A 22814-nucleotide genomic window follows, 5' to 3' on the forward strand; every position below is an offset into this window, starting at 1 on the left:
ACATGCTTACCACTTTACAAACAAAAGCCAAAACTTCCAGTAGCAAGGGGAGTTTTCGGGCCAAAAAGGGGCGGTCTCAAAACCGGTATCGTTATGGGAGCAAAGAAAAACCGACCGACGGATTTGCCGGTGCAACGGGATTTAATTTAGGCGCATTAAACAAGGAATATACTTCGAACGCAAGCTACAGTCAAATTCCTGTTTATTCTAATCAAACCATACAAACAAAGTTAACGGTAAACGAGCCGGGCGATAAACATGAACAGGAGGCGAATAATATTGCTGACAAGGTGATGCAAATGCCCGGCAACCGGCAAATACAGAGGAAATGTTCAGCATGTGAAGAGGAGGATAAAAAAATACAGCGCAAGCCGGGCCCCGGAGGTGGTATTACGCCAATAACAAAAGCAGGCGGCGAAGCGGGAGTGGGCGTAAGCCCGGCGATACACAACCGGATAGCAGCATCGGAGGGAGGAGGAAGTAGTTTGGATGGCGCTACAAATTCCTTTATGTCGGACAGGTTTGGGGTTGATTTTGGCAACGTGAAAATTCATAACAATAACGAAGCTGCACAGTTGAACCGCGCATTAAACGCAAGGGCGTTTACAGTAGGACACGATATTTACTTTAATGAAGGTGAGTATACAACTGCTTCAGCCAGCGGAAGACGTTTGTTAGCTCATGAACTCGTGCATACGCTGCAACAAAGTTCGGTACAAAATATTTACCGCGAGCCTAAAGTTGCTAATGCTGCTCCAAAACCACAGGCTGCCCCTGTTGAAATGGAAGCAGTTAAACTTGAACAGGAGATTTTTATGCTGCCGGAAATATTTAAGCTGGACAATGAATCCTGGCAAACAGTTATGAGGATTATTAAGCGTGCAAAAGCAGAGCCCGATAAACGGATTTACTATTTGCAAAAATTAAAACTATTGCTTACAAAGCCTTTCAGGGGGAAAGCCACAGCTAAAAAGGAATATGGATGTTCGCCAGAAGTTGAAAAGAAAACACGACCTGCAGTTGATGCCGCTTTGAAAAAAGAAAAAAAAGAATGGGACGGTTTATTTGCGGATGTTGAAGAAAGGGTGGTTGCTACCAGCAAGCAGGCCGATAGGGTGACTCGTAAGGGTACACAAAACAAGACATTTATTGCAGATGCTTCCGATCCGAATAACATCAGGGTGATGATAAAAGTTAAGCTTAATGGCGACAAAGATGATGTCATAAAAATAAAACAATTGGAAGATGCAATTGAGCGGGCGTCGCATACCAAAGGTTACACGCTTGATATTGTTTTTGTAGATGCGCCGGGGCCTGATGTTTTTGAATTTACAGTGAATTTTTGCCAATGGCCCAATTCCGACAACTGGGCATCCGGGCCCGACACCCTTTCGCACGAAGTACACCATGCGCTGGGGTTAGGCGACAGATATAGTTATATTGAAGCACAAGCGGGTAACCAGGATATAAATTTGGAAATACGGCTGGACTTGTTTGAAGAAGAAATGAACAAGAGCGCACCGAAGGACCTTCCCAATAATCCCAATAGTAAAATGGATACAAACAGCAACCCTTTACTTAATGATGATGTATGTGCTGTAGCACATGACCCGGGCCCCGACCGCGACAAATGTATTGCTGCACGCGACCAGGCCGACCGCGATGGGTTTTGATTAAATGATTCTGCCGAAAGCAAAAGCCTCAAATCTTCTGGTTTGAGGCTTTTTACTTTTGCAAAGTTTGAGAGATCGACTATGACTTGGTTTCAATAACCTTTGTTACTTCAATGGAATCGCCGGTTATTTTACCGTCGATTGTTACATTTTTGCCGGCATATTCTAATACCGATTTTTGGTTTGATATTTTATAAACTTTATCGCCTACAACCAAAACTGCAGTAGCGCCGCCTTTAATACATTGCTTGGCGCAGGCAACACGGGTTGCCGGTGTACACATTGGTGTTTTACTTCCGCCGCAGTGCGAGTCGTCAATGTAACCTGTAAGATGATCGTCGGTAATTGATGAAGCAAATGCCACGCCCATTGAAAAAATAAGGGCAGCTAATAATAAAATCTTTTTCATGGTTTCGTATGGTTTAATTGTTTGGTTATCAAATATAGTAAAAATTAAAAAAAATATCGCATGCGGAAAATATCATTATTTTGCGCCAATTACCAACGATATATTATCAATATAAAAATCTACCTGTGTTATAACAGATGCCCTGTGAATTGCTATCAGCTTGTAGCCATCTTAACCAATATTTACAGACTGAGGAAATATTAACTAAAAATGATAAGCTAATTTGCTTTATTACGCGTTATGTGTACTTGTAATTCATACCTTGCAATAAATGACGGAATACATAACACTATTTAAAGACTGGGTTATCGGCCTGGGTGAAAGGCATGAGGTGGACCCTTTAACCATCGGCAGTCTTTATTTAATAAGTAAGGTGTGTTTTTTCTCGTTCCTTGGCTGGGTGATAAAGAATTTCAGGGCAAAAAAAGCAATCCTTATTCCGCTACTGTTTGCCTCCCTAAGCTTTAGCCTGCCTTACCTGTATCTTATTATTGCCGGGCGCAATATTTCTATTTGGGTATACCTGTTTATTGGTTTGATGTTCATTTATGGCGGATATACGATCTGGAAGAAAATGACAGAAAAGCCTGCCCCGCTGAGCATTTAGGTACCCCACTCCAAACATAAATTTGTCATAATTAGTTTCCGTTAGTACTGTGAGCGGAAAGAATCATATATTTATGTGTTTAAACAGCAATTAAATCAAAATGGAAAACATCAGACTATTTGAGCCCGCGCAGGTTGGAGCTATAACTACAAAAAACCGCATTGTAATGTCGCCAATGACGCGCTGCCGTGCAATCGGCAATGTGCCAAACGATTTAATGGCACAATATTACGGACAGCGTGCAAGTGCCGGCCTTATTATTACCGAAGGCACATCGCCATCGCCAAACGGTTTGGGCTATGCCCGTATCCCGGGTATTTTTAGTGATGAACAGGTTGAGGGCTGGAAAAAGGTAACAGCTGCCGTGCACGAAAAAGGAGGGAAGATAGTTGTGCAATTAATGCATACAGGCCGCATTAGCCATCCGCTGAATTTGCCCGCAGGATCTGAAGTATTGGCACCATCGGCAGTAAAACCTGCCGGCCACATGTGGACCGACGCACAGCAAATGCAGGAATTCCCGGTACCAAAAGCGATGACGACTGAAGAATTGACATCAACCAAAGCTGAATTTGTTACAGCTGCAAAGAATGCAATAAAAGCAGGTTTCGACGGCGTGGAGCTGCATGGCGCCAATGGTTACCTGCTGGAGCAATTCTTATCGCCCATCAGCAATATCCGCACTGACGAATATGGCGGCAGCATTGAAAACCGGGCCCGCTTTGTTCTGGAAGTAGTAAGCGAAGTGGCGGAAGCAATCGGCAAGGACAGAACGGGTATCAGGTTATCGCCATACGGTGTAGCCAGCGATATGCCGCACTATCCTGAAATTGATGCTACTTACACTTACCTGGCCGAAGAATTTAACCAATTGGATATCGCTTACCTGCATGTTGTTGACCATTCGGCAATGGGTGCACCAAAAGTACCAATCGAAATAAAGGAAACCATTCGCGCTAAATTTAAAAATATAATCATACTTGCAGGTGGCCATACCCTTGAAACTGCTGAAGCCGAGTTACAAAGCGGACTGGCAGACCTTGCTGCGTTTGGCAGGCCATTTATTAACAATCCCGATTTGGTGGAGCGCTTCGAAAATGATCATGCGTTATCGGCCGATTTGCATATGGATATGTTTTATACTGCCGATGAGAAGGGATATGTAGATTATCCGGTGTTTCAATAAGTTTAAAGCACAATAACTGAAAAGCCTCAAATTGAACGATTTGAGGCTTTTTGATTATTTAGGGAGTTGGGGGATATTAACCGGCACCATCAAAATGCAGGTGCGTGGTCTTGCGAATAGGAGCTAAATCTCACGCCTGCTTTTTCAAAAACCTATTGGTAAGCCACTTCCTAACCGGCTCATCATATAGTTTCAAGGATGCATAAGCTATGGTAATTGCTACTACCAACACTACAGCGCCACCTAAAAGGCCGGTTTGCATCGGGATTTTATTGTTTACCACCCACGCCAAATGTAAATAGATTAGTGGGTAATGGGTAATATACAAAGGGTAGGAGATAGCCCCCAAAAAGTTGCATACTTTTTTGGTGTATTCATTCGTCATGGTGCCACCTGCGCCTATGGCAACTATTAGCGGGAAAAATATGATGATTGCAACCGACTCGTAGATGCCGTTCATCCACAATTGCGTAGGGCCGCCAAGTCTTGGGATAGCCAAAACAACCAGCAACAGCACACTGCATACCGCAAATGCACCCTTAACATGGATAACTTTACCCACGCGCATCAACAAAACGCCACCAAAAAACGGGAACAGCAACCGGGCGAAGCCTATGTGCATTTGTGTTTTGTCGATGGCCCAACCGCCTATCACGTCGCCTTGCGGTCCCTGTAATAAGTATTGCACCAGCAAACATGCCGAAAGTACCACAAATATGGTAAGCAGCGTTTTCGAAAATTTACGCACGATTACCGCATATAAAATATTACCGATGTACTCGAAAAAGAGAGACCAGGCCGGGCCATCCAAGGGGTTCATCTCGCTCCATCCGCGTATGTCCATTGATATGGGCAGGGGTAACATGGTAAAGCCCACCACCATTACCAGCAGCATTTTCCAAACTGGTGTACCGGCTATGAGTGGGAACACACTACAGGCCTGGAAATAAAAAAGCGCCGCCCCGATGATAGTACCCACAATTACCATTGGCTGCAGGCGGATGAGCCGGCGTTTGTAAAAATCCCATTGCGTCATTTTAGCCCAGCGGTCGTCATAAGCATAGGCTATTACAAAGCCAGAGAGTAAAAAAAAGAAATCGACCGCCAGGTAGCCGTGATTGATGATTTGATGAAAGCGGTCGCCCGAATAGGTTTCAAGTATGTGGAAGATAACCACTGTTACAGCCGCTACGCCGCGCAGCCCGTCAAGAATTTCGTAATGTTTTTTTGGTGGCAGGTACGTGGTAGTTGCGCTCATTCAGGTTAAATTAGTTTAAATTGGATAAAGGGAGTGTTTTACTGCACGCTAATGCGTTTGGCTGACACAATGATAATTAAAAGTACCGGATTTGCAAGGGCGGTTTTAATAAATCCTGCCGGGGTAATTAGTGATGTAAAAAACCGCACCCGGAAACTTAATTTCACTGGGGTTGATTGTTACGCTTGATGAAAAGCGTAGTATTGGCGCGCATCGCTCACCGGCTTATTATAAGTTTGATGAGGAGAGTTATGAAAAGGCTTTAAGGGATGGGTTGGTGTTGGCGTAGTCAAGGGACTACGGACAATGAGGCGGAGCATAAGCCCGTTTTATTATCCAGCGTGGTTTACATATATTAGTAAACTATGAGGCCATCTTTCGTATCTGTATTTATCGGCGCCAGTATATTGTTTTTAGGCGTCATATTGTTTTTTATATGGTATGGTTATAGCTTTTCAAACAACCACGATAATCTTAAAAGGCCGGCTGAATGTATTAACCACGAGTCAACGCGCATATTATTTCACATGAAGGATAAGGGATATGATCTGGCAACCATGATCGACTCTTTTAAAAACAGTAACAAAAACTTTCAATTACCTGATAGTATCGTAACGGGACATGCGGGAGATGAAAGCGGAAAAGTAAACGATTGCTATTGCTGCTGTATAGAAGCATCAGATTATAAGGAAATTTTTTTTGACAGGAAGCCAAAGGAAGTTTATAGAATTGCTATTGAAAAACATAGGTACAACGCTGGTTTTAACACCGAATACTACGATGATATTGGCTTTATTGATATCGTGTACACTTATGCAAACAGCAAATGGCACTGTTCCTTAACTTCAAAACTTGACACTAAGGAGAAACATAGGGTATTAAAAAGATTTAATACGGAGGTGCTGAACAGATTACCCTTAATTAAAGATAAATCAAAAGATTAGGACAGATTATGTTCCAATAGCCTTCCTGCATTTCCCGCATAAAAATATTTGCTCCTGGTCAACCTCTTTTATTGTTCCATTGGCATCATTCATTAAACATCTTTTGTCGCCGCTTGTGCAATGGTTCAAGCCGAGATTATGGCCGATTTCGTGCAGGCAAACCTTGGTTAGCCGGGAATTAAAAAGTTGAGCGGTTGCTTTTCGCTTTAGCCTGAATGTTGATATTACGCAGGTTGTACCGGGCCTGTAGCCTAAGCCGAATATGCCCCATTCAGTACTGTGCCGCTCGGGATTTGCACAGGCTATATCTTTATCGGTTAAAATAAGCAGGTTTTCGCTGGTGTTGTATTTGGATAGTATCCGGTTGGCCTCGTATCGGGTTTTGCTGTCGGCCAGTATGTCATTGGTAAAGTTTATCTGGGGCTTGATTATGCATCTATAGTGATAAAATTGTTCTACGGACGCTTTGACAATGTTAATATCTGATTTATCGACATTACCGAGTGGTTGAATATAAATTACTTTAGGCTCATCATAAAATATTGCGTTTGCTTGCTTTGCAATTGCCGATAGTAAAAGCAAGAAACATAAGGTGTAATGTTTTATTAATAGAATCTTCATTTTTACCAAATGTTAATTAGTAAGTGTTTTCTCCTCAGATAATCTTTCTAATACGCATACGTACTAAGCCGCCAAATATTGCCAAAAAATTCTGCAAATTACAGTACGCGGTACGCTTTGAGTTTAAGTTAACCCATAAAATCAACTGTCTAAAAAGGCGTCCAAAACCACCGTAAATAGCGGCTTCAATATCACGAAACGTTCCTATGGAACGTAAAATGGACATTGAATATTCATTTCTACCGACCATGCGTACCTACGGCACGCTAAAAAATGCTCTTTCGTCCCATAGGTCAATGTCATTAAGTTAAGGGAATTAGCCCCACCTAAATCCTCCCCGGTAGGGAGGACTTGAAAAAAATTAAACGCGGGCGAAGCTAAAGTCTCCCCAACCGGGGGAGATTTAGAGGGGGCTTTACGCTTTGGTTTCCTTAACTTAATGACATTGCCCATCGGGACGTATGGTCGGTCGAAAATACCACACGATTTAGTTTCGTTCCATAGGAACGACTGGTGAATTCGACATTTTGCAAACGGCATAACTTTATGGGTTAACTTAAATTTTTGAGACATCCTGCTCATACAGAAATTGTATGCTTACTCAAGTTTTTGCTTTCCAGGCATTCAAATAGGCATATGACAGGGCGATAAGACATAGCAGCCCCAGTAAAAAGCCGCCCAGCACATCGGTAAACCAGTGTGCGCCGAGATAAATTCGTGATATTGGAACCGAGAAGATCAGCAGTATGGAGAAACCTGCAATGCCGATGCGTAAATTTTTATGCAAACCTTTAAGCTGGTACATTAGCAGAACGAGGAAGCCAAAAAACACAACATAAAACAGTACGTGGCCGCTTGGAAAACTCTGCTGTTGTGTTTTTCCCAGCACCCGTACAAGGGTCGCTGCCGGGCGTGGACGATTGACCAGCAGTTTCACCAGGGTGCTGACGAGGCCTGAAAGTGAACCCAATACAATGAATAGTGCTTCCTTTTTATAACCTGATAAAAGAAATAGCAGGGCGGTAGCGCCAACCAAAATTGCTGAGGCGGGCATGTAGCCAAAGGCGCTGATCCATTTCATCAACAGATCGACCACCAGGTGATGATGCTCCTGTATTTCTTCTGAAAACTCACGATCTATTTTTGACAGGGGATCCAACAGCACAAATGCGGTCAGCAACATAAAGCCTGCGGTTAAACCGCCGACCAGGTACCAGATGAGGTGTTTTTTTATATTTTTCAATCCTGACAAATTTACTGTTCGACTCTGTGGAAATTTAGCATAAAATCAGGCTCCCAACTACTGAAAAATTGTCACCGGCGCTGAAAAAATTTCAGCCGGGACCTGCAAATTATTCATCTGTAAGCCATTGGCACAACGCTTGTTATTGCTAACACAGTTTAATTAATTATTGTTCAAACATTTTTTAAAGTAAAATTTAAAGGAGAAAAGGCCATGACCTTAGTTAAATTCAACAACAATCGTAACCAGTCATTATTGCCAGGCTTTAATGACGTTTTTGACTCTATCTTTAACGACACGTTTTTCAATGACCGGATGGTGGTGCGTGTCCCCGCAGCCAATGTCAGCGAAAGCGAAAACAGCTTTCATGTAGAGCTGGCCGCACCCGGTTTGAAGAAAGAAGATTTTAAACTCAGCCTGGACCGGAACGTTCTGAATATTTCGGTAGAGCAGCGCCGTGAAGACAACAACGATCAGAAAAATTACAGCAAACGCGAATACAGCTACAGTTCGTGGGTGCGCTCGTTTACTTTGCCTGAAAGCGCAAATGCCGACAATATTGAGGCCAGTTATGCCGACGGTGTGCTAAAAATTGATATTGCGAAACGCGAAGAAGCCAAATTGGTACGCCGCCAGATCGAGATTAAATAATAAGGCCGGTAATTTTTTATTGAGAGGGCTCCTGCTTGCAGGGACTCTTTGCTTGTTACAGCCATGGAAACGGAATTTTATATTTTATTGAGTTTAAAAACCACGCAAGGATTTGTGAACTACGGGCAATATTTCCTGGGCGATGACCGCCAAACATCGGCTGCGTTATTTGACCGCCTTAAAGGCGGCCAGGATCTGAGCGCCCCACTGCATATCGACCTGATGGAAACGATTGATGAACTGCCCGTTAGGATCAAAACCATTTGCTGTTCGCTGGAAGAATTGGGAGCCAACTGCAAATTAATTGCCTGCGAGATCTTCCGGTTAAAAACACTGGAGGAAATGCTGTGAAAGATATATTGCTCATCGGTATTTTAATTTGGTTCGTGTCTATACTTTTAAAGCAGGACAGGGATGACGACTGGGCAGGGCAGTTTTAAACGGAGTTTGGTTTTAGAATACGATTATTTGCGATTTTTGCAGAACTTGGATAGCAGGCATCGCAGTTAAAAAATGTTAAAGTTTGAAAGTTTATCATTCCGAAAAATCATGGAGCAAGCGCCTGGATGTTCCGGTAATTTTTTTATTAGGCAATTGGTATAATCTGTAAAGAATTTCCGCATTGTCCGAATTCTCAGAAACCGGACAATGCGGATACCCCGGTGCCAACCAGTTAATTAACCACCGTGAATATTTTACTGTATAAAAACCAACTCATATCCAGCCCAACTCTTTTACTGTCATTTCACTTTCTACGGTGCCAGTGTGAAGGGTGGCTTTAGGTTCGAAGAGCAGGTTAAACACAATTTCGCCATTGGTGTGCGGGCGGTGTTCAACTCCTTTGGGAACGATCAAAATCTCTCCTTCTTTAACCTCAACTGTTCGCCCATCCCTAAAATCCATTAAAAGTGTGCCTTTAAAAACCATAAAAAGTTCGTCTTCGTTTTCATGGCTGTGCCACACAAAGTCGTCCTTAAGTTTACAAAGTTTTACGTATTGGCCGTTGAGTTCACCAATGATGTGGGGTGTCCATTGCTTGTCGAACAATGAAAACTTCTCCATAATATTTATCGACTTTATCTCCTGCATTTTTTTCTTTCAAATTTAGCATTTTCAGCGTTCGTTGGGTTTGATATTTTTCTTGCAAACTCTCCAATAAATATTCCATTTCGCCCCAAATCGTTAATGTGTATTGTTTGTAATAATTAAAAGTACTGATAATCAGCATGTTTCATAGCGTTCCGGGTGTTCCGCTTGTAAAAATGGAACGCTTTGGACCGTGCAACCTGCTATGTACCCTTGCTGTCTTGTTCGATATAATTGCCGGTTGATGCCAGGTGGTTTTACAACTAACATTATGGCATAAACGTAACACCACTTTTACTGTTCCTCACCAATCATTTCCCCTAAATCATTTATATTTGAATAAAACCATCCACCATGAGCCAGATAAAAAAAGAAGACATCAAACAGGAAGTGTTCGACCTGTATGATGATTACGCCCACAGCCGGCTCGACCGGCGCGACTTTGTGCAAAAACTATCGTTATATGCGGTTGGCGGCTTAACCGTGCCCGCTATAATGAGTTTCCTGATGCCCGACTATAAAAATAATATACAGATAAAGGCTGATGACCCGCGCCTGGATTCGGGATATATCACTTATCCTTCGCCAAAAGGCGGTGGGAATATCAAAGGTTTGCTATCCAAACCGAAGGATGCCAAAGGTAAGCTTGGCGGCATTATTGTAGTGCACGAAAACCGGGGCTTAAACCCTTATATTGAAGATGTGGGCCGCAGAGCTGCACTGGCAGGTTTTATCTCGCTCGCGCCGGATGCCCTTACGCCGCTGGGTGGCTACCCGGGTACTGACGACGCCGGCCGTGAGATGCAAAGCAAACGCGACCCCAAAGAAATGCAGGAAGACTTTATGGCCGCATTTGAATACCTCAAAAGTCATAAGGATTGTAATGGCAAAGTAGGGGTGGTGGGGTTCTGTTTTGGCGGCGGCATAGCCAATATGATGGCGGTTCGCGCACCTGATCTTGCGGCAGCTGTGCCTTTTTATGGCAGTCAGCCTGCGGCGGAGGATGTGCCAAAAATTAAAGCGCCCCTGATGCTGCATTATGCATCGCTCGATACCCGTATTACCGGCGGCTGGCCTGCCTACGAGGCTGCTTTAAAAGCAAATGGTAAAAAATACCAGGCCTTTATTTACGACAACGTAAACCACGGCTTTCATAACGATACTACTCCCCGTTATGACAAAGCCGCGGCAGAATTGGCATGGAGCCGGACGATTGGTTTTTTTAAGGAGAATTTGAAATAGCGTGCCTACGTTATACACGCGGTTTAATATAAAAAGCCTCAAATCGTTTGAGGCTTTAATTTTGTATGCTTTCAGATTACCTATTTCTCGCCCGGTATACGATATACCAGTGCATTCACATTTACACCAGCGCCTACCGAAGCAAACACAAGGTTATTACCCGGATGGAAACTGTATCCTGGCATTTCGCCTTTTTCTACCAGGTTATAAAGGGTTGGCAAAGTGGCGACAGAACTGTTGCCCAGCCACGAAACAGTAAGCGGCATTACATTTTTGGTTGGCTGGGGCGCGCCAAAGGCTTCATATAAACGCCTCATCATTGCCTCGTCCATTTTTTTGTTGGCCTGGTGTATCAGCAGCATATCCATATCTTTTATGTCGAGGCCGGCTTTGTCCATACTTTCTTTGGTCACCAGGGGCACCACTTTAAGCGCATGCTCATAAAGCACACGGCCCTGCATCTTCAAAAACAAACGGTCGGGCTGGGGGTGATCAGGATAGTTGGATTTCCCCATTCTTAACACATAGGCTTGTTCGGCCGTGTAAGTATGGCAGTTGGTAGAAAGGATGCCAACCGGCGTATCACTCTCCCGGGCTTCGAGGACTATAGCCCCGGCGCCATCGGCATAAAGCATGCTATCCCGGTCGTGCGGATCTGAAATGCGCGAAAGGGTCTCACCGCCGACGATCAGGACTTTTTTCGCCTGGCCTGAACGGATATACAGATCTGCCTGAATAACCCCCTGCAACCAGCCCGCGCAGCCGAAGGGCAGATCGTAGCAAACGGTTGCGGGGTTTTTAATTCCCAGTCGGTATTTTACACGTGAAGCCAGGGTAGGGACAAATTCACTTCGTGCATTATCTGCCCGGATATCGCCGAAATTGTGGGCGAAAATGATGTAGTCCAATTGCTCCGGATCTGTCCCTGCGTCGCGTATGGCATCTGCTGCAGCAAAGTAGGCAATATCCGAAGCTACCAGGTCATCGGTAACGTAGCGTCGTTCATAAATGCCCGTAATATCACTGAACCCGCGGACAATTTCTTCAGTCGGTCGCCCAAGCTGATTGCCGGTTTCGTCGTAAAAAGTGTTGTTTAAAAAGTCGGTATTGCTGATAACGCGGGTTGGCAGATAGCTGCCGCTTCCGGCAATAACGCTGTAGGTCTGGGTTTTAAGCATCGACATATATGGCTGCACTTGATGGTCTATAATATGGTCACCCGGTTCTTTTAGCCGGCCTGGAAAAGGGGGCCGGTGCTGCAGAAATGGATGGCTTTAAGTTATAAAATAATCTGAACTCCCGGCTTCTTTTTTCCATTATCAGCATAATATGGCTGTAACAGGCCCCTGAGTTTAAAAACCTGGTGGTTTTACACTTGTCAGATCAGGCAAATTTACGATGAATTAGGCGACGATTTAGTGCTTTTGATCACAGTAAATATTGACGGTTGTCAGAAGTTATGTTAGATTTTGCATTCAGCGACATTTCGTATTATATTTTGTTAATTCACGAATTATCGAAAAAATATTTTATTTGTTGTTGTCGTAAATAATTGTATATTAGGTAGTTGTATCGCTGGTATGGTGTTTATGTGATGTAGATCGAAAATCGCTTAACAAGCACAGAATAATTAACGATGATTACGATGAACAGCCTTGACAAAAACACCCGAAAACTAAATAGCTTGCTAACCAAAAGAGTTATTGAGCTGCACAGCAAAGGATATGACTATGATTTCCTGCTATCGGGCAACCAGCATTTGCTGTGCCTGCAAAACAATACCGATTTTAAAGTTACCGATGTGAACATAAACATCATTGACCAGGGTTACGACCAGCTAAGCGGGAGCTATAAGTATGTACACACAATTGATACCGGTAATGGCGAGCGGGGAGTTTTGATTGCTGAAGGGATTTTTACAAACGAAATGGGCGTATACTAAATAGTGGGCGTGGAGTTTGGGTATCTTTTATTCCGATCCATGCAGGCTTGCCAATCAAGCCGATATTGTAAAGGAATGTGCTTTATTGCACCGCGTTTTTATTGTATTTGCTCCTGTACTCAAGCGGTGAAATGCCGGTGATTTTTGCGGAAAACCTTTATATCTAAACAACCCAAAGCCATTCATAATGAGCCTTTATTACCAAACGCCGTTATTTTCGGTTAGGATAACCGGTTCGCCACCTGTGATTAAGATAGTGTGCTCGTGCTGTGCTACATAGCCACCCTTGTCCCCCACAAGCGTCCATCCATCTGACTGAGTCTCTGCAATGGTAGATGCAGTTGAGATAAACGTCTCCACGGCTACCACAGAGTTTTTTTTGAAGCGCTGAAGGTTGAAACGATCGCGATAATTAGCAATTTCGTGGGGTTCCTCATGTAAGCTCCGGCCAACGCCATGCCCTGTTAAATTTTTTATTACTTTAAATCCACGCTTTTTCGCCTCAGTTTCTATGATCAGGCCAATGTCGGCCACGCGTACACCGCCTTTGATATGGCTAATCGCTTTCCGCAATATTTCTTTTGAAGCATTAACAAGGGCTTGATGGCCATGTATATCTCCACCAAGGACAAAAGAACAGCCATTGTCGGCCCAGTAACCGTTTAGTTCAGCCGAGACATCGATGTTAACCAGGTCGCCTTCTTTTAATATTGTTTCAGCTTTCGGTATACCATGGGCAATCTGTTGATTGATGCTAATACAAGTATTGCCCGGAAAATTGTATGTTTTTAAGGGAGCGGAACTCGCCCCATGTTTTTCCAGTATTAAACCGCCAAAATCATCCAGATCTTTAGCCGTCATACCCGGCTTTGCATGATCGATCATTTGCCGCAATGTAAGCGCAACAAGTTCGCTTACCGCTTTCATTCCTGTTAACTCTTCGCTCGTTGTAATAGACATTTTATACGTATTATTGGCCAGGTCATTTGATCCGGGCATTCAAAAATAGTTAAACTTCATTAACTGTAGGTCAAAGCAGTGTACTATTCGATTCCTGTAACGGTGTAACTATGCCTCATAAAAGCAATTCAGTCAGAAAACTAAAAAGCCTCAAATTTCCGATCCAGGGCCTTTTATTATTTTCAAGTAAACGAAAAAAGTCTTTAGACTTGCGACTAAAGACTTTTAAAAGGTAGCGGGAGCAGGACTCGAACCTACGACCTTCGGGTTATGAGCCCGACGAGCTACCAACTGCTCCATCCCGCACTATTTTTATGGTTACGATCTGCCTCATTACTGCAGAAAGGATAAGTTTTTGTATAAGTAGAAGGTTTATCAGGCCTTCTTTGTTTGCATTTAGATTAAAAAAGCCTTTAGCGAACTAAAGGCTTCATTTTTTCTGGGTAGCGGGAGCAGGACTCGAACCTACGACCTTCGGGTTATGAGCCCGACGAGCTACCAACTGCTCCATCCCGCACTGTTTTTTATATGTTGCGATCCGATCATAACTTCGGAAAGTTGCTTCCAATTAGCTAAAAATGCATTTTGCACTCCGTTTTAATTGGACTGCAAAGATATAATTCGTTTCTTTGCAGTCCAAATAATATTTTAATTATTTTTTTATGGCGCATAAGGCAGGTTTCGTGAGTATAATTGGTAAGCCCAACGCGGGCAAATCAACGCTTATGAACGCTCTTGTTGGTGAAAAAATGTCTATCATCACCCCCAAGGCACAAACAACAAGGCACCGCATACTGGGTATTGTTAACGAGGAAGATTACCAGATTGTATTTTCGGATACGCCCGGTGTTATTAAACCGCACTATGCACTGCACGAAAGCATGATGCACCAGGTTGACGGCTCGATTGTTGACGCCGACCTGATTTTGCTGGTTACCGATATTTACGAAGAGTACGACGAAACCGACGTGCTGAAAAAATTGGAGGGCACACAAGCCCCGGTTGCTGTTTTAATTAACAAGGTTGACCAAAGCGACGAAGAAACCGTTAAAGCAAAAGTTGAATTTTGGGAAGAAAAGCTAAAGCCAAAAGCGGTTTTTGCCATATCGGCTCTTAAAGACTACAACGTGCTGGCTGTAATGAATTTTGTGATTGAAAACCTGCCGGAGCATCCAGCTTATTACGAAAAAGATGCGCTTACCGACAGGAATGACCGCTTTTTTGCATCGGAAATGATACGGGCGCAGATTTTAAAGCAGTACAAAAAGGAAATCCCCTACAGCACTGAGGTTATTGTAACTGCATTTGTTGAAGGAGAAAAATTACACCGCATAAGCGCCGAGATTATTGTAGAGCGCGATTCGCAGAAAAATATAATAATCGGTACGGGCGGCAGCATGCTGAAAATAGTAGGTACCTATGCGCGCCGGGACATGGAAGAATTTTTCCAGAAGAAAATATTTTTGGAGATGTTTGTAAAAGTAATCCCCGACTGGCGTAGCAAGAAGAATTACCTGAAGAAGTTTGGGTACGAATAGAGAGTCAAGAATCAAGAGTCAAGAACCAGGATTTTAAGACAAACAGCAAGATTAGCTTTGAGTTAGGGAATAAGAGCCGAATTTAAAAAGCAAAAAATTTAATATATTAGAATTAAGAAAAGAATAAGATAATGCAATTGCGGTTCTCTTGATTCTTGGCTCTTGATTCTCGAATCTAACAAACAAAATGAGCAATATAGTAGCCATAGTGGGCAGGCCCAACGTAGGCAAATCAACTTTATATAACCGTTTAACCGAAACCCGCAAGGCCATTGTTGACGACTTTAGTGGCGTAACCCGCGACAGGCACTACGGTGTTTCTGAGTGGATTGGCCGCCAGTTTACCGTTATAGATACCGGCGGCTATGTGGCCAATTCGGCGGATGTATTTGAGGCCGCCATCCGCGAGCAGGTTATAATTGCCATTGAAGAGGCAACCGTAATTTTGTTTATGGTTGACGTTACCACTGGCATCACCGATTTGGACGATGAAATTGCAAGCATTTTGCGCAAGGGCAAAAAGCCGGTATTTGTGGTAGTTAACAAACTCGACAATAATTCGCAATTATCTGATTCAATGGAGTTTTACAGCCTCGGACTAGGGGAGCTTTATAATATTTCGTCGATGACCGGCTCGGGAACAGGCGAACTGCTTGACGAAGTTGTTAAACATTTTGACGATGAGCCACTGGAAGATAACGAGCGCCCGAAATACGCTATTATCGGTCGGCCGAACGTTGGTAAATCGTCGATAATAAACTCACTGATAGGGAAGGACCGGAACATTGTAACTCCTATCGCTGGCACTACCCGCGACTCCATTCACATCCATTATAATCAATACGGGCATGACTTTATGCTGATTGATACCGCTGGGATGCGCAAGAAAACCAAGGTGAAGGAGAATATCGAATTTTATTCGGTTATGCGTACCATTAAGGCGCTGGAAGAAGCAGACGTAGTTATCCTGATGATTGATGCGGTTGAAGGCATCGAGTCGCAGGACATCAATATATTCCACCTTGCCGAAAAGAATAAAAAGGGCGTGGTAATAGTTGTAAACAAGTGGGACCTTATCGAGAAAAACAACAAAACTGTTAAAGTTTTTGAAGAGCAGATACGTGATAAAATAGCGCCGTTTACCGACGTACCCATTGTATTTACATCGGTTACCGAAAAACAAAGGGTGTTAAAGGTAATTGATACTGCCAACCTGGTGTATCAAAACAAAATCAGGAAAATACCAACATCCAAATTAAACGAAATAATGCTGCCGATAATTGAGGCCTACCCGCCACCATCAATAAAAGGCAAATACGTTAAAATAAAATACATCACCCAGATAGCGGGCTCATCGCCCATGTTTGCGTTTTTCTGCAACCTGCCCCAATATATTAAAGAACCGTACTACAGGTTTATTGAGAATAAGCTAAGGGAAAACTTTGATTTTAACGGTGCTCCGGTTCAGGTATGGTTTAGGCAGAAATAGACACGATTAACAGATTATAGCGATTTGCAGGATTGATTGACGTATCAAATCAATCCTGTATTCGTCAAATCCATAGGTCATTTATTTTAACCCATTGCTGCCTTCTCGGGCCTCACTCTATACCCTCGGCTGCTTCAAAACATTCGCCATCAATCCCATTTGCTGCGTCCATTTCCTTTTAAATTGTTTTAAGACGTAAATTAACTCCGAGTAAAAGCCACTGGCAATTTTATTGTTTTTTTATCATAGCTTTATAAAGCTGATTTAACTGGTGCATTTTTTAGTTGTGTTCCAGTTGAATTAAAGTTGGGATAACCCTAATAAACCCATCAATAAGGCATCAGCGAACCTAAACAACAAATGAAAATTATTTATGTAGCCATTCAATAAAATACGATGTTAAATAAGTTCAGCGCTTCATCTAAGTTATACATGTTGATATTTATTACAGCCGCCAGCTTAGTGGGGCTGGGCTACTATGGTATCATCGAGCTGAAAAAAATGAACGAAAACACCCGGGCGTTGTACGCCGACCGAGTGTTATGTATCCAGCAACTATCTAATGTACGTTTTGAGTATATTGAAGAAATTCTTCCTGTGCCCGGAAATGTTAAAAACCATGTAATTTCGTTTAGTGAAGCAAAACAACGGGTTGAAAAAGCCAAAAGGATTATGGATGCCAATTGGCACAATTACAAGCTCACCTATCTTACGCCAGAGGAAAAACTTTTGGTAAAAAATGCAGACGTAATTAAAAGCCGGACCGACGAGGTGTACAAAACACTTGAATCTATTTTGACCAAACAGGATACCCTGGCTCTTGATAAGTTAATAAAAGAAGAATTTTCTTCGCAATCCCCGCCATTTGCACTAAAAATAAACCAGTTAATGGAATTGCAGGTGCAGGTAGGGAAGAAAATATTTGATGATAACAACCAAATATACCAGCGGGCGCCTCAAAAATTTTTCCTTTTAATATTATTGTCTTTAGTTATTGCCCTATCGCTCTCCTTCTACATAATTAAAAATGTAAAACATCTAATTAACGATATTTTAAAAAGTAGCAACGTTATTAAACAAAGCGAGCGGAAATACCGTTCGTTGCTTGAAAATGCTTCTGATGCGATTTACTTGGTGGATGGCAAGGGGAATTTTGTTGACGTAAACGGTAGCATGTGCAGAATGATAGGGTATTCAAAAGAAGAACTATTGCGACTAAATGTGGAGGGCATTGTAGACACTGAGCAATTAAAAACCGACCCGGTTATTCATGGCGGTCACCACCCTGACAAATCTTTAACCAGGGAACGGCGACTTGCGCGCAAGGACGGGGAAATAATAGACGTCGAAATTAAGGTAACGATGTTTGCTGATAACAGAACATTAGTGATTGCCCGTGATATTACCGACCGGAAAAAAGCTGAAGAACTTATTTTAAGGGAAAAAGCCCTTTCAGAAACAATTATTAACAGTCTGCCGGGAGTATTCTACCTGATAAACGAGAAGGAAGAATACTTGCGATGGAATAAAAATTTTGAAACAATTATCGGCTATAGCAAAGACGAAATACTAAAACTCACTACTAAAGACCTGATTATTAAGGAAGATCTTATAAAAGTTGATGATGCTATTAAAAAAACGTTTTCCGAAGGGTATGCAACTGTTGAGGCCCAGGCAAAAACTAAGGATGGCGCCAATATCCCGTTTTTATTAACCGGCAGCCCTGTAATGTACGAAAATCAGCTCTGTTTGTTGGGAACGGGTATTGATATTTCGTCGCGTATTAAAGCCGAGGATGAGCTAAGGTCATCAGAGCAAAAGTATAAACTGCTGTTTGAGCGGAACCCCTCACCACTTACTATGGTAGCAAAAGATGACCTGTCGATAATTGCAGTTAATGAAGCTGCAGCCAATTTGTACGGGTATACCAGGGATGAGCTTTTACATTCGAGCGCCACCGTGGTCAGGCTTAAAGAAGATTTGGAGCAACAGCGGCTGAATTTTCAAACAGATGTTAGCGAACCTACTGACAGGGGGATAGTAAGGCATGTGAAAAAAGACGGTACGCTAATTTTTGTAAATGTAGTTGTAAGCGATATGATATTTGAAGGCCGGGCGGTAAGGCTGGTATTAACAAATGATGTTAGCGAAAAACTTATTGCCGAAGAAGAGCTACGATCGTCTGAGCAAAAGTATAAGCTTATTTTTGAAAGTAATCCCTCGCCTCTGTGGATGATTGCAAAAGATGATCTTTCCATTATAGCTGTTAATGAAACTGCCATAAATCTTTACGGCTACACAAAAGATGAATTGCTCAATATGAGCGTTAAAGAATTGCGCCCGCCGGATGAACTTGATGAACAACTACAGATTTTTCAGAAGGAAATGGTTGATTCAACAGATATGGGTATAATAAAGCAAGTAAAAAAAGATGGGACCATATTTTTTGTTCAGCTAATATCACATGATATCGTGTTCGAAGGGAGGGCGTTGAGGCTGTCGTTAACTACCGACGTTACTGAACGGTTAAAAGCTGAAGAACTGCTCAAAAAATCAGAAGCTAACCTTAAAACTATTATGGACACTACCGATACCGCTTACGCGTTGTTGGACGAGAATCTTAGCGTGATGGCTTTTAACCAAATGGCTGTTAAATTTGTAAATAGCCAATATAACCATAGCCCCGCGAAAGGTGATCAGCTTGCTGATTATTTCCCAACGGAAAGATTTCCGCAATTCATAAATTATGCCAAAGAAGTGTTGAAAGGCCGAAATTTAAGTTATGAAATTAACTATCCGCAACCCGATGGGTCGGTACTTTGGTTCTATACCAGGCTGTTCCCTATAACTAACGATAAAAATGAAATATTTGGCTTAATGCTGGCATTATCGGATATAACTGAAAGGAAAAATTCAGAAGATAACCTGAAAGCAGCTTACCAACGGATCCAGGATCATATAACCAGTATAAAGGATATGGCTTGGAAGCAATCGCACCTGATACGGAGCCCCCTGGCTAATTTAAAAGGTTTAGCTGCAATGTTAGGCGACAACCCATCGGACGATGAAATACTTCAGTACATCCAGGCGGAGTTGGAGAGACTGGACAAAGTGATTATTGACATGGCCGAAGACGCGTCGGTTCATGACATTTAAGTAAAACAAACTAATCCTGTAAATCTATTCAATCCCTAAATCGTGTTTATTTTACCGCATCAATAGCCTTTATAAGTAACATCGTCGCTGTTTATAGCCTCGAAGTTAACACGATGCAAAAATTTTAATGATTTACAGGATGCTAAAAACAAACTAATCCTGTAAATCTATAATCCCTAAATCGTGTTTATTTTACCGCCTCAACAGCCTTTACAAGCGTAATATCGTCGCTGTTTATAGCCTCGAAGTAGGCATTATCACCCCATTTAAAACGGGCGGCATTGGCTTTTACCAGGGTTTTAATGGTCGATTTTGATTGCGCCAGTTCGCGCGAGTCAATCTCTTTGATGGTTTTTGAAACATACAATATAAAGTTATTGAGCTCGCTATCGCTCATATTATATTGCTTTATAAAATCTTCTGCCGATGCAAACTGGCTTAGTTTGGGCTGCAGCTTATCAATTACATATGCCGAAAAAAGTTGCTGGTCGCCCAGCGTCTGCACCAGATAGGTGTTCCCGGTTGTGTCGGCTGGTACAAAAACATCGGGCATTATGCCGCCTCCGCTGAATACTTTGCGGCCGTTTGCGGTATGGTAGGTCGACGGGCGTTTAAAAATGCTGTCATCCAAATTGCTTTGCGCCGAAAATAATTCGCCTTTGCGCATCCGTTCGGCAATTTCATTATGATAACTATCTACACCGCCCTTATACGATTTTTGGATTGAGCGCCCCGAAGGTGTGTAATACCTGGCAATAGTTAAATTAACAGCCGAACCATCGTCAAACGAAAACTGCTGTTGAACAAGTCCTTTACCAAACGAACGTCGGCCGACAATGGTAGCCCTATCCAGGTCCTGCAATGCGCCGGCCAGTATCTCGCTTGCGGATGCCGAATATTCATCAATAATTACAGCCAGCTTGCCTTGCTGGAAAGTGCCGGAATCTGTTGCAAAATAATCGCGACGGTCTTCGTGTATGCCCTGGGTATAAACAATCAGTTTGCCTTTGGTTAAAAATTCATCGGCCAGGGCGGTAGCTGCGTTCAGGTAGCCGCCGCCGTTCTGCCTTAAATCCAGCACCAGCTTTTGCAGACCTTTTGCCTTTAACTTGCCTATGGCATCCCTAAAATCGGCATCGGTAGTCAACGCAAACTTGCTGATTTTTATGTAACCAACGCCGGGCGCAGCCATGTATGCAGCATCAAGACTGCTGGTATTAACATGCCCGCGTTTTAGTGTGTATTGTTTTTTTATGAGTGAGTTTGGCGGCACAACTGTAACCAATATCGCCGACTTATCGTCGCCGCGCAAAGCTTTATTAACCGATTTTGTGGTAAGATGTGTACCCGAAAACTTTTTGTTATTTACCTCTAAAATCCTGTCGCCGGTAATCAGTCCGGCATTTGCCGCAGGCCCGCCGGTGTAAATTTGAGTAATAACCAGGGTATCGCGCAATAACTGGTATTCAAGGCCGATACCGGTAAAGCCACCGGCCAAACCTTCATTTAGCGAAGTCGCGCGTTGTTCGGGCAGGTAAAGCGAGTGCGGGTCGAGGTTTTGAAGAAGGTTGTTTACAGTTGCACCCTCAATACTATCGACATTTACAGAGTCGACGTAACTATCTTTTACCAGGTTTAGTACCTTTGATATCTTATCGCCGTCCTGCATGGAGAAGCCCAGGCTTTGGTTCATAAGGCTGTGGTTACTGATAAACAACCCTATAGCTATTCCCAGCAACACCAATACCATCGTCCTGAAAATTATTCCTGCAGCTCGTTTCATTGTCTTATTAATCACAAAGTTAAATAAAAGTCCGGAAAGTCAATAAAGTCCGAAGTCTGAAAAGTCGGGAAAGACAAAAAAGATATAAAGTGCAGAAGTTAGGTACTTGTCAGGGAATTGTTAAACGTTGACCCGGCACCGCAGTGTCTTCCGGACTTTTCCGACTTTCCGGACTTTTCCAACTTTTTTTCAAATCTTTTTCCTCAATTTTGTCCCATGGAAAGAACCACCGAAAAGGATTCGCATTACAACAACCTGGAACAAATGCCGGTGTTGCAGATTCTTGAGAGTATCAATCGTGAGGATCAAACGGTGCCACTGGCGGTGGCAAAAGCGCTGCCGCAAATAGAGGCGCTGTCGATAATTACAGCGGCCAGGATGAAGGAGGGGGGGAGGCTGTTCTATATTGGTGCAGGTACCAGCGGCAGGCTTGGAGTGGTTGATGCTTCGGAATGCCCGCCTACATTCGGCGTACCGTTTGATTGGGTGGTTGGTATTATTGCCGGCGGCGATGGTGCTATACGCAAAGCGGTTGAGTTTGCTGAAGACGATACCGAACAAGCGTGGCTCGACCTTAAAGCCTTTGATATTACTGAAAACGATGTGGTGGTGGGCATAGCGGCATCAGGCACTACGCCTTATGTTATTGGCGGTTTAAAAGCTGCCAACGAACACGACATTGTTACCGGCTGCATTGTTTGTAATACCGGCAGCCCGGTGGCAGCCGTGGCCAAATACCCGGTTGAAGTGGTTACCGGCCCCGAGTTTTTAACGGGCTCAACCCGGATGAAGGCCGGTACTGCGCAAAAGCTGGTTTTAAATATGCTGAGCACCAGCGTAATGATACAACTCGGGCGCGTTAAAGGCAATAAAATGGTTGATATGGCTTTGACAAACAATAAGTTGGTAGACCGCGGTACACGCATGGTAATGGCCGAAACCGGCTTGGACGAACAAACCGCCGCAGATTTACTTGCCAAATACGGAAGCGTAAGGAAAGCGGTGGATAGCCTGGGGAAATAATGT

The 22814-nt window shown here is 43.1% G+C and carries 20 protein-coding genes and 2 tRNA genes; 12 read left to right on the top strand and 10 right to left on the bottom strand.

Going from position 1 to position 22814, the window contains the following annotated elements:
* Positions 1-2 precede the first annotated feature (2 nt).
* Positions 3-1673, top strand: coding sequence for an eCIS core domain-containing protein (locus NAF19_RS09700; RefSeq protein ID WP_252789848.1), 1671 nt, complete (start codon positions 3-5; stop codon positions 1671-1673).
* 79 nt (positions 1674-1752) lie between these two features.
* Here the strand turns inward: NAF19_RS09700 and NAF19_RS09705 are convergent, their stop codons facing one another.
* The gene (locus NAF19_RS09705) at positions 1753-2082 is read right to left on the bottom strand and encodes a hypothetical protein (protein WP_252789849.1); all 330 of its coding nucleotides are present in this window, start codon (positions 2080-2082) and stop codon (positions 1753-1755) included.
* A 271-nt stretch (positions 2083-2353) separates the two neighbouring features.
* On the opposite strand from NAF19_RS09705, the gene NAF19_RS09710 reads away from it, so the two are divergent.
* Together NAF19_RS09710 and NAF19_RS09715 are read left to right on the top strand one after the other, a co-directional pair.
* Positions 2354-2689 (top strand): hypothetical protein, encoded by a 336-nt coding sequence (locus NAF19_RS09710; RefSeq protein ID WP_252789850.1) that lies wholly within the window; start codon positions 2354-2356, stop codon positions 2687-2689.
* Between the two features lie 100 nt (positions 2690-2789).
* On the top strand, positions 2790-3875 hold the full coding sequence (locus tag NAF19_RS09715) for an alkene reductase (RefSeq protein WP_252789851.1): 1086 nt from the start codon (positions 2790-2792) through the stop codon (positions 3873-3875).
* 130 nt (positions 3876-4005) lie between these two features.
* On the opposite strand, the gene NAF19_RS09720 is transcribed toward NAF19_RS09715, so the two are convergent.
* Entirely contained in the window at positions 4006-5133 is a 1128-nt protein-coding gene (locus NAF19_RS09720) for an acyltransferase family protein (protein WP_252789852.1), read from the bottom strand.
* Positions 5134-5498: 365 nt separating this feature from the next.
* On the opposite strand from NAF19_RS09720, the gene NAF19_RS09725 reads away from it, so the two are divergent.
* Positions 5499-6077: a hypothetical protein gene (locus tag NAF19_RS09725; RefSeq protein WP_252789853.1), complete on the top strand. Its 579-nt coding sequence runs from the start codon at positions 5499-5501 to the stop codon at positions 6075-6077.
* Between the two features lie 6 nt (positions 6078-6083).
* Here the strand turns inward: NAF19_RS09725 and NAF19_RS09730 are convergent, their stop codons facing one another.
* Both NAF19_RS09730 and NAF19_RS09735 read right to left on the bottom strand, forming a co-directional pair.
* The gene (locus tag NAF19_RS09730; RefSeq protein WP_252789854.1) at positions 6084-6698 is read right to left on the bottom strand and encodes a hypothetical protein; all 615 of its coding nucleotides are present in this window, start codon (positions 6696-6698) and stop codon (positions 6084-6086) included.
* Between the two features lie 601 nt (positions 6699-7299).
* Entirely contained in the window at positions 7300-7941 is a 642-nt protein-coding gene (locus NAF19_RS09735) for a phosphatase PAP2 family protein (protein WP_252789855.1), read from the bottom strand.
* Between the two features lie 213 nt (positions 7942-8154).
* Between NAF19_RS09735 and NAF19_RS09740 the strand changes: the two genes are divergently transcribed.
* Both NAF19_RS09740 and NAF19_RS09745 read left to right on the top strand, forming a co-directional pair.
* The gene (locus tag NAF19_RS09740; RefSeq protein ID WP_252789856.1) at positions 8155-8592 is read left to right on the top strand and encodes an Hsp20/alpha crystallin family protein; all 438 of its coding nucleotides are present in this window, start codon (positions 8155-8157) and stop codon (positions 8590-8592) included.
* Positions 8593-8655: 63 nt separating this feature from the next.
* Positions 8656-8943 (top strand): hypothetical protein, encoded by a 288-nt coding sequence (locus tag NAF19_RS09745; RefSeq protein WP_252789857.1) that lies wholly within the window; start codon positions 8656-8658, stop codon positions 8941-8943.
* 363 nt (positions 8944-9306) lie between these two features.
* Here NAF19_RS09745 and NAF19_RS09750 read toward each other — a convergent pair whose 3' ends face one another.
* Positions 9307-9681, bottom strand: coding sequence for a cupin domain-containing protein (locus tag NAF19_RS09750; RefSeq protein WP_252789858.1), 375 nt, complete (start codon positions 9679-9681; stop codon positions 9307-9309).
* Positions 9682-10032: 351 nt separating this feature from the next.
* Here NAF19_RS09750 and NAF19_RS09755 point away from each other — a divergent pair, with 351 nt between their 5' ends.
* Positions 10033-10920 carry a dienelactone hydrolase family protein gene (locus NAF19_RS09755; protein WP_252789859.1) on the top strand — a complete coding sequence of 296 codons (888 nt, stop codon included), beginning with the start codon at positions 10033-10035 and terminating at the stop codon, positions 10918-10920.
* An 80-nt stretch (positions 10921-11000) separates the two neighbouring features.
* Here the strand turns inward: NAF19_RS09755 and NAF19_RS09760 are convergent, their stop codons facing one another.
* Positions 11001-12104: a 3-oxoacyl-ACP synthase III family protein gene (locus NAF19_RS09760; protein WP_252789860.1), complete on the bottom strand. Its 1104-nt coding sequence runs from the start codon at positions 12102-12104 to the stop codon at positions 11001-11003.
* A gap of 461 nt (positions 12105-12565) precedes the next feature.
* On the opposite strand from NAF19_RS09760, the gene NAF19_RS09765 reads away from it, so the two are divergent.
* Positions 12566-12862, top strand: a complete 297-nt coding sequence (locus NAF19_RS09765; protein ID WP_252789861.1) for a hypothetical protein — start codon at positions 12566-12568, stop codon at positions 12860-12862.
* Positions 12863-13060: 198 nt separating this feature from the next.
* Here the strand turns inward: NAF19_RS09765 and map are convergent, their stop codons facing one another.
* From map to NAF19_RS09780, 3 genes are all read right to left on the bottom strand, one after another.
* A complete protein-coding gene (gene map, locus NAF19_RS09770; protein WP_252789862.1) occupies positions 13061-13822 on the bottom strand; it encodes a type I methionyl aminopeptidase in 762 nt (253 codons plus the stop codon).
* Between the two features lie 233 nt (positions 13823-14055).
* Positions 14056-14128, bottom strand: a tRNA-Met gene (locus NAF19_RS09775).
* A 134-nt stretch (positions 14129-14262) separates the two neighbouring features.
* Positions 14263-14339 (bottom strand) — tRNA-Met (locus NAF19_RS09780).
* 145 nt (positions 14340-14484) lie between these two features.
* On the opposite strand from NAF19_RS09780, the gene era reads away from it, so the two are divergent.
* The 3 genes from era (at position 14485) to NAF19_RS09795 (ending at position 20005) form a co-directional block, all read left to right on the top strand.
* A complete protein-coding gene (gene era, locus NAF19_RS09785; RefSeq protein WP_252789863.1) occupies positions 14485-15360 on the top strand; it encodes a GTPase Era in 876 nt (291 codons plus the stop codon).
* A 187-nt stretch (positions 15361-15547) separates the two neighbouring features.
* On the top strand, positions 15548-16849 hold the full coding sequence (der, locus tag NAF19_RS09790; RefSeq protein ID WP_252789864.1) for a ribosome biogenesis GTPase Der: 1302 nt from the start codon (positions 15548-15550) through the stop codon (positions 16847-16849).
* A 396-nt stretch (positions 16850-17245) separates the two neighbouring features.
* Positions 17246-20005, top strand: a complete 2760-nt coding sequence (locus NAF19_RS09795; RefSeq protein WP_252789865.1) for a PAS domain S-box protein — start codon at positions 17246-17248, stop codon at positions 20003-20005.
* Between the two features lie 187 nt (positions 20006-20192).
* Here NAF19_RS09795 and NAF19_RS09800 read toward each other — a convergent pair whose 3' ends face one another.
* A complete protein-coding gene (locus NAF19_RS09800; protein ID WP_252789866.1) occupies positions 20193-21788 on the bottom strand; it encodes a S41 family peptidase in 1596 nt (531 codons plus the stop codon).
* A gap of 216 nt (positions 21789-22004) precedes the next feature.
* On the opposite strand from NAF19_RS09800, the gene murQ reads away from it, so the two are divergent.
* Positions 22005-22811 (top strand): N-acetylmuramic acid 6-phosphate etherase, encoded by an 807-nt coding sequence (gene murQ / locus NAF19_RS09805; protein WP_252789867.1) that lies wholly within the window; start codon positions 22005-22007, stop codon positions 22809-22811.
* Positions 22812-22814 lie beyond the last annotated feature (3 nt).

Source organism: Mucilaginibacter flavidus (genome assembly GCF_024055575.1).
Taxonomy (GTDB): domain Bacteria; phylum Bacteroidota; class Bacteroidia; order Sphingobacteriales; family Sphingobacteriaceae; genus Mucilaginibacter; species Mucilaginibacter flavidus.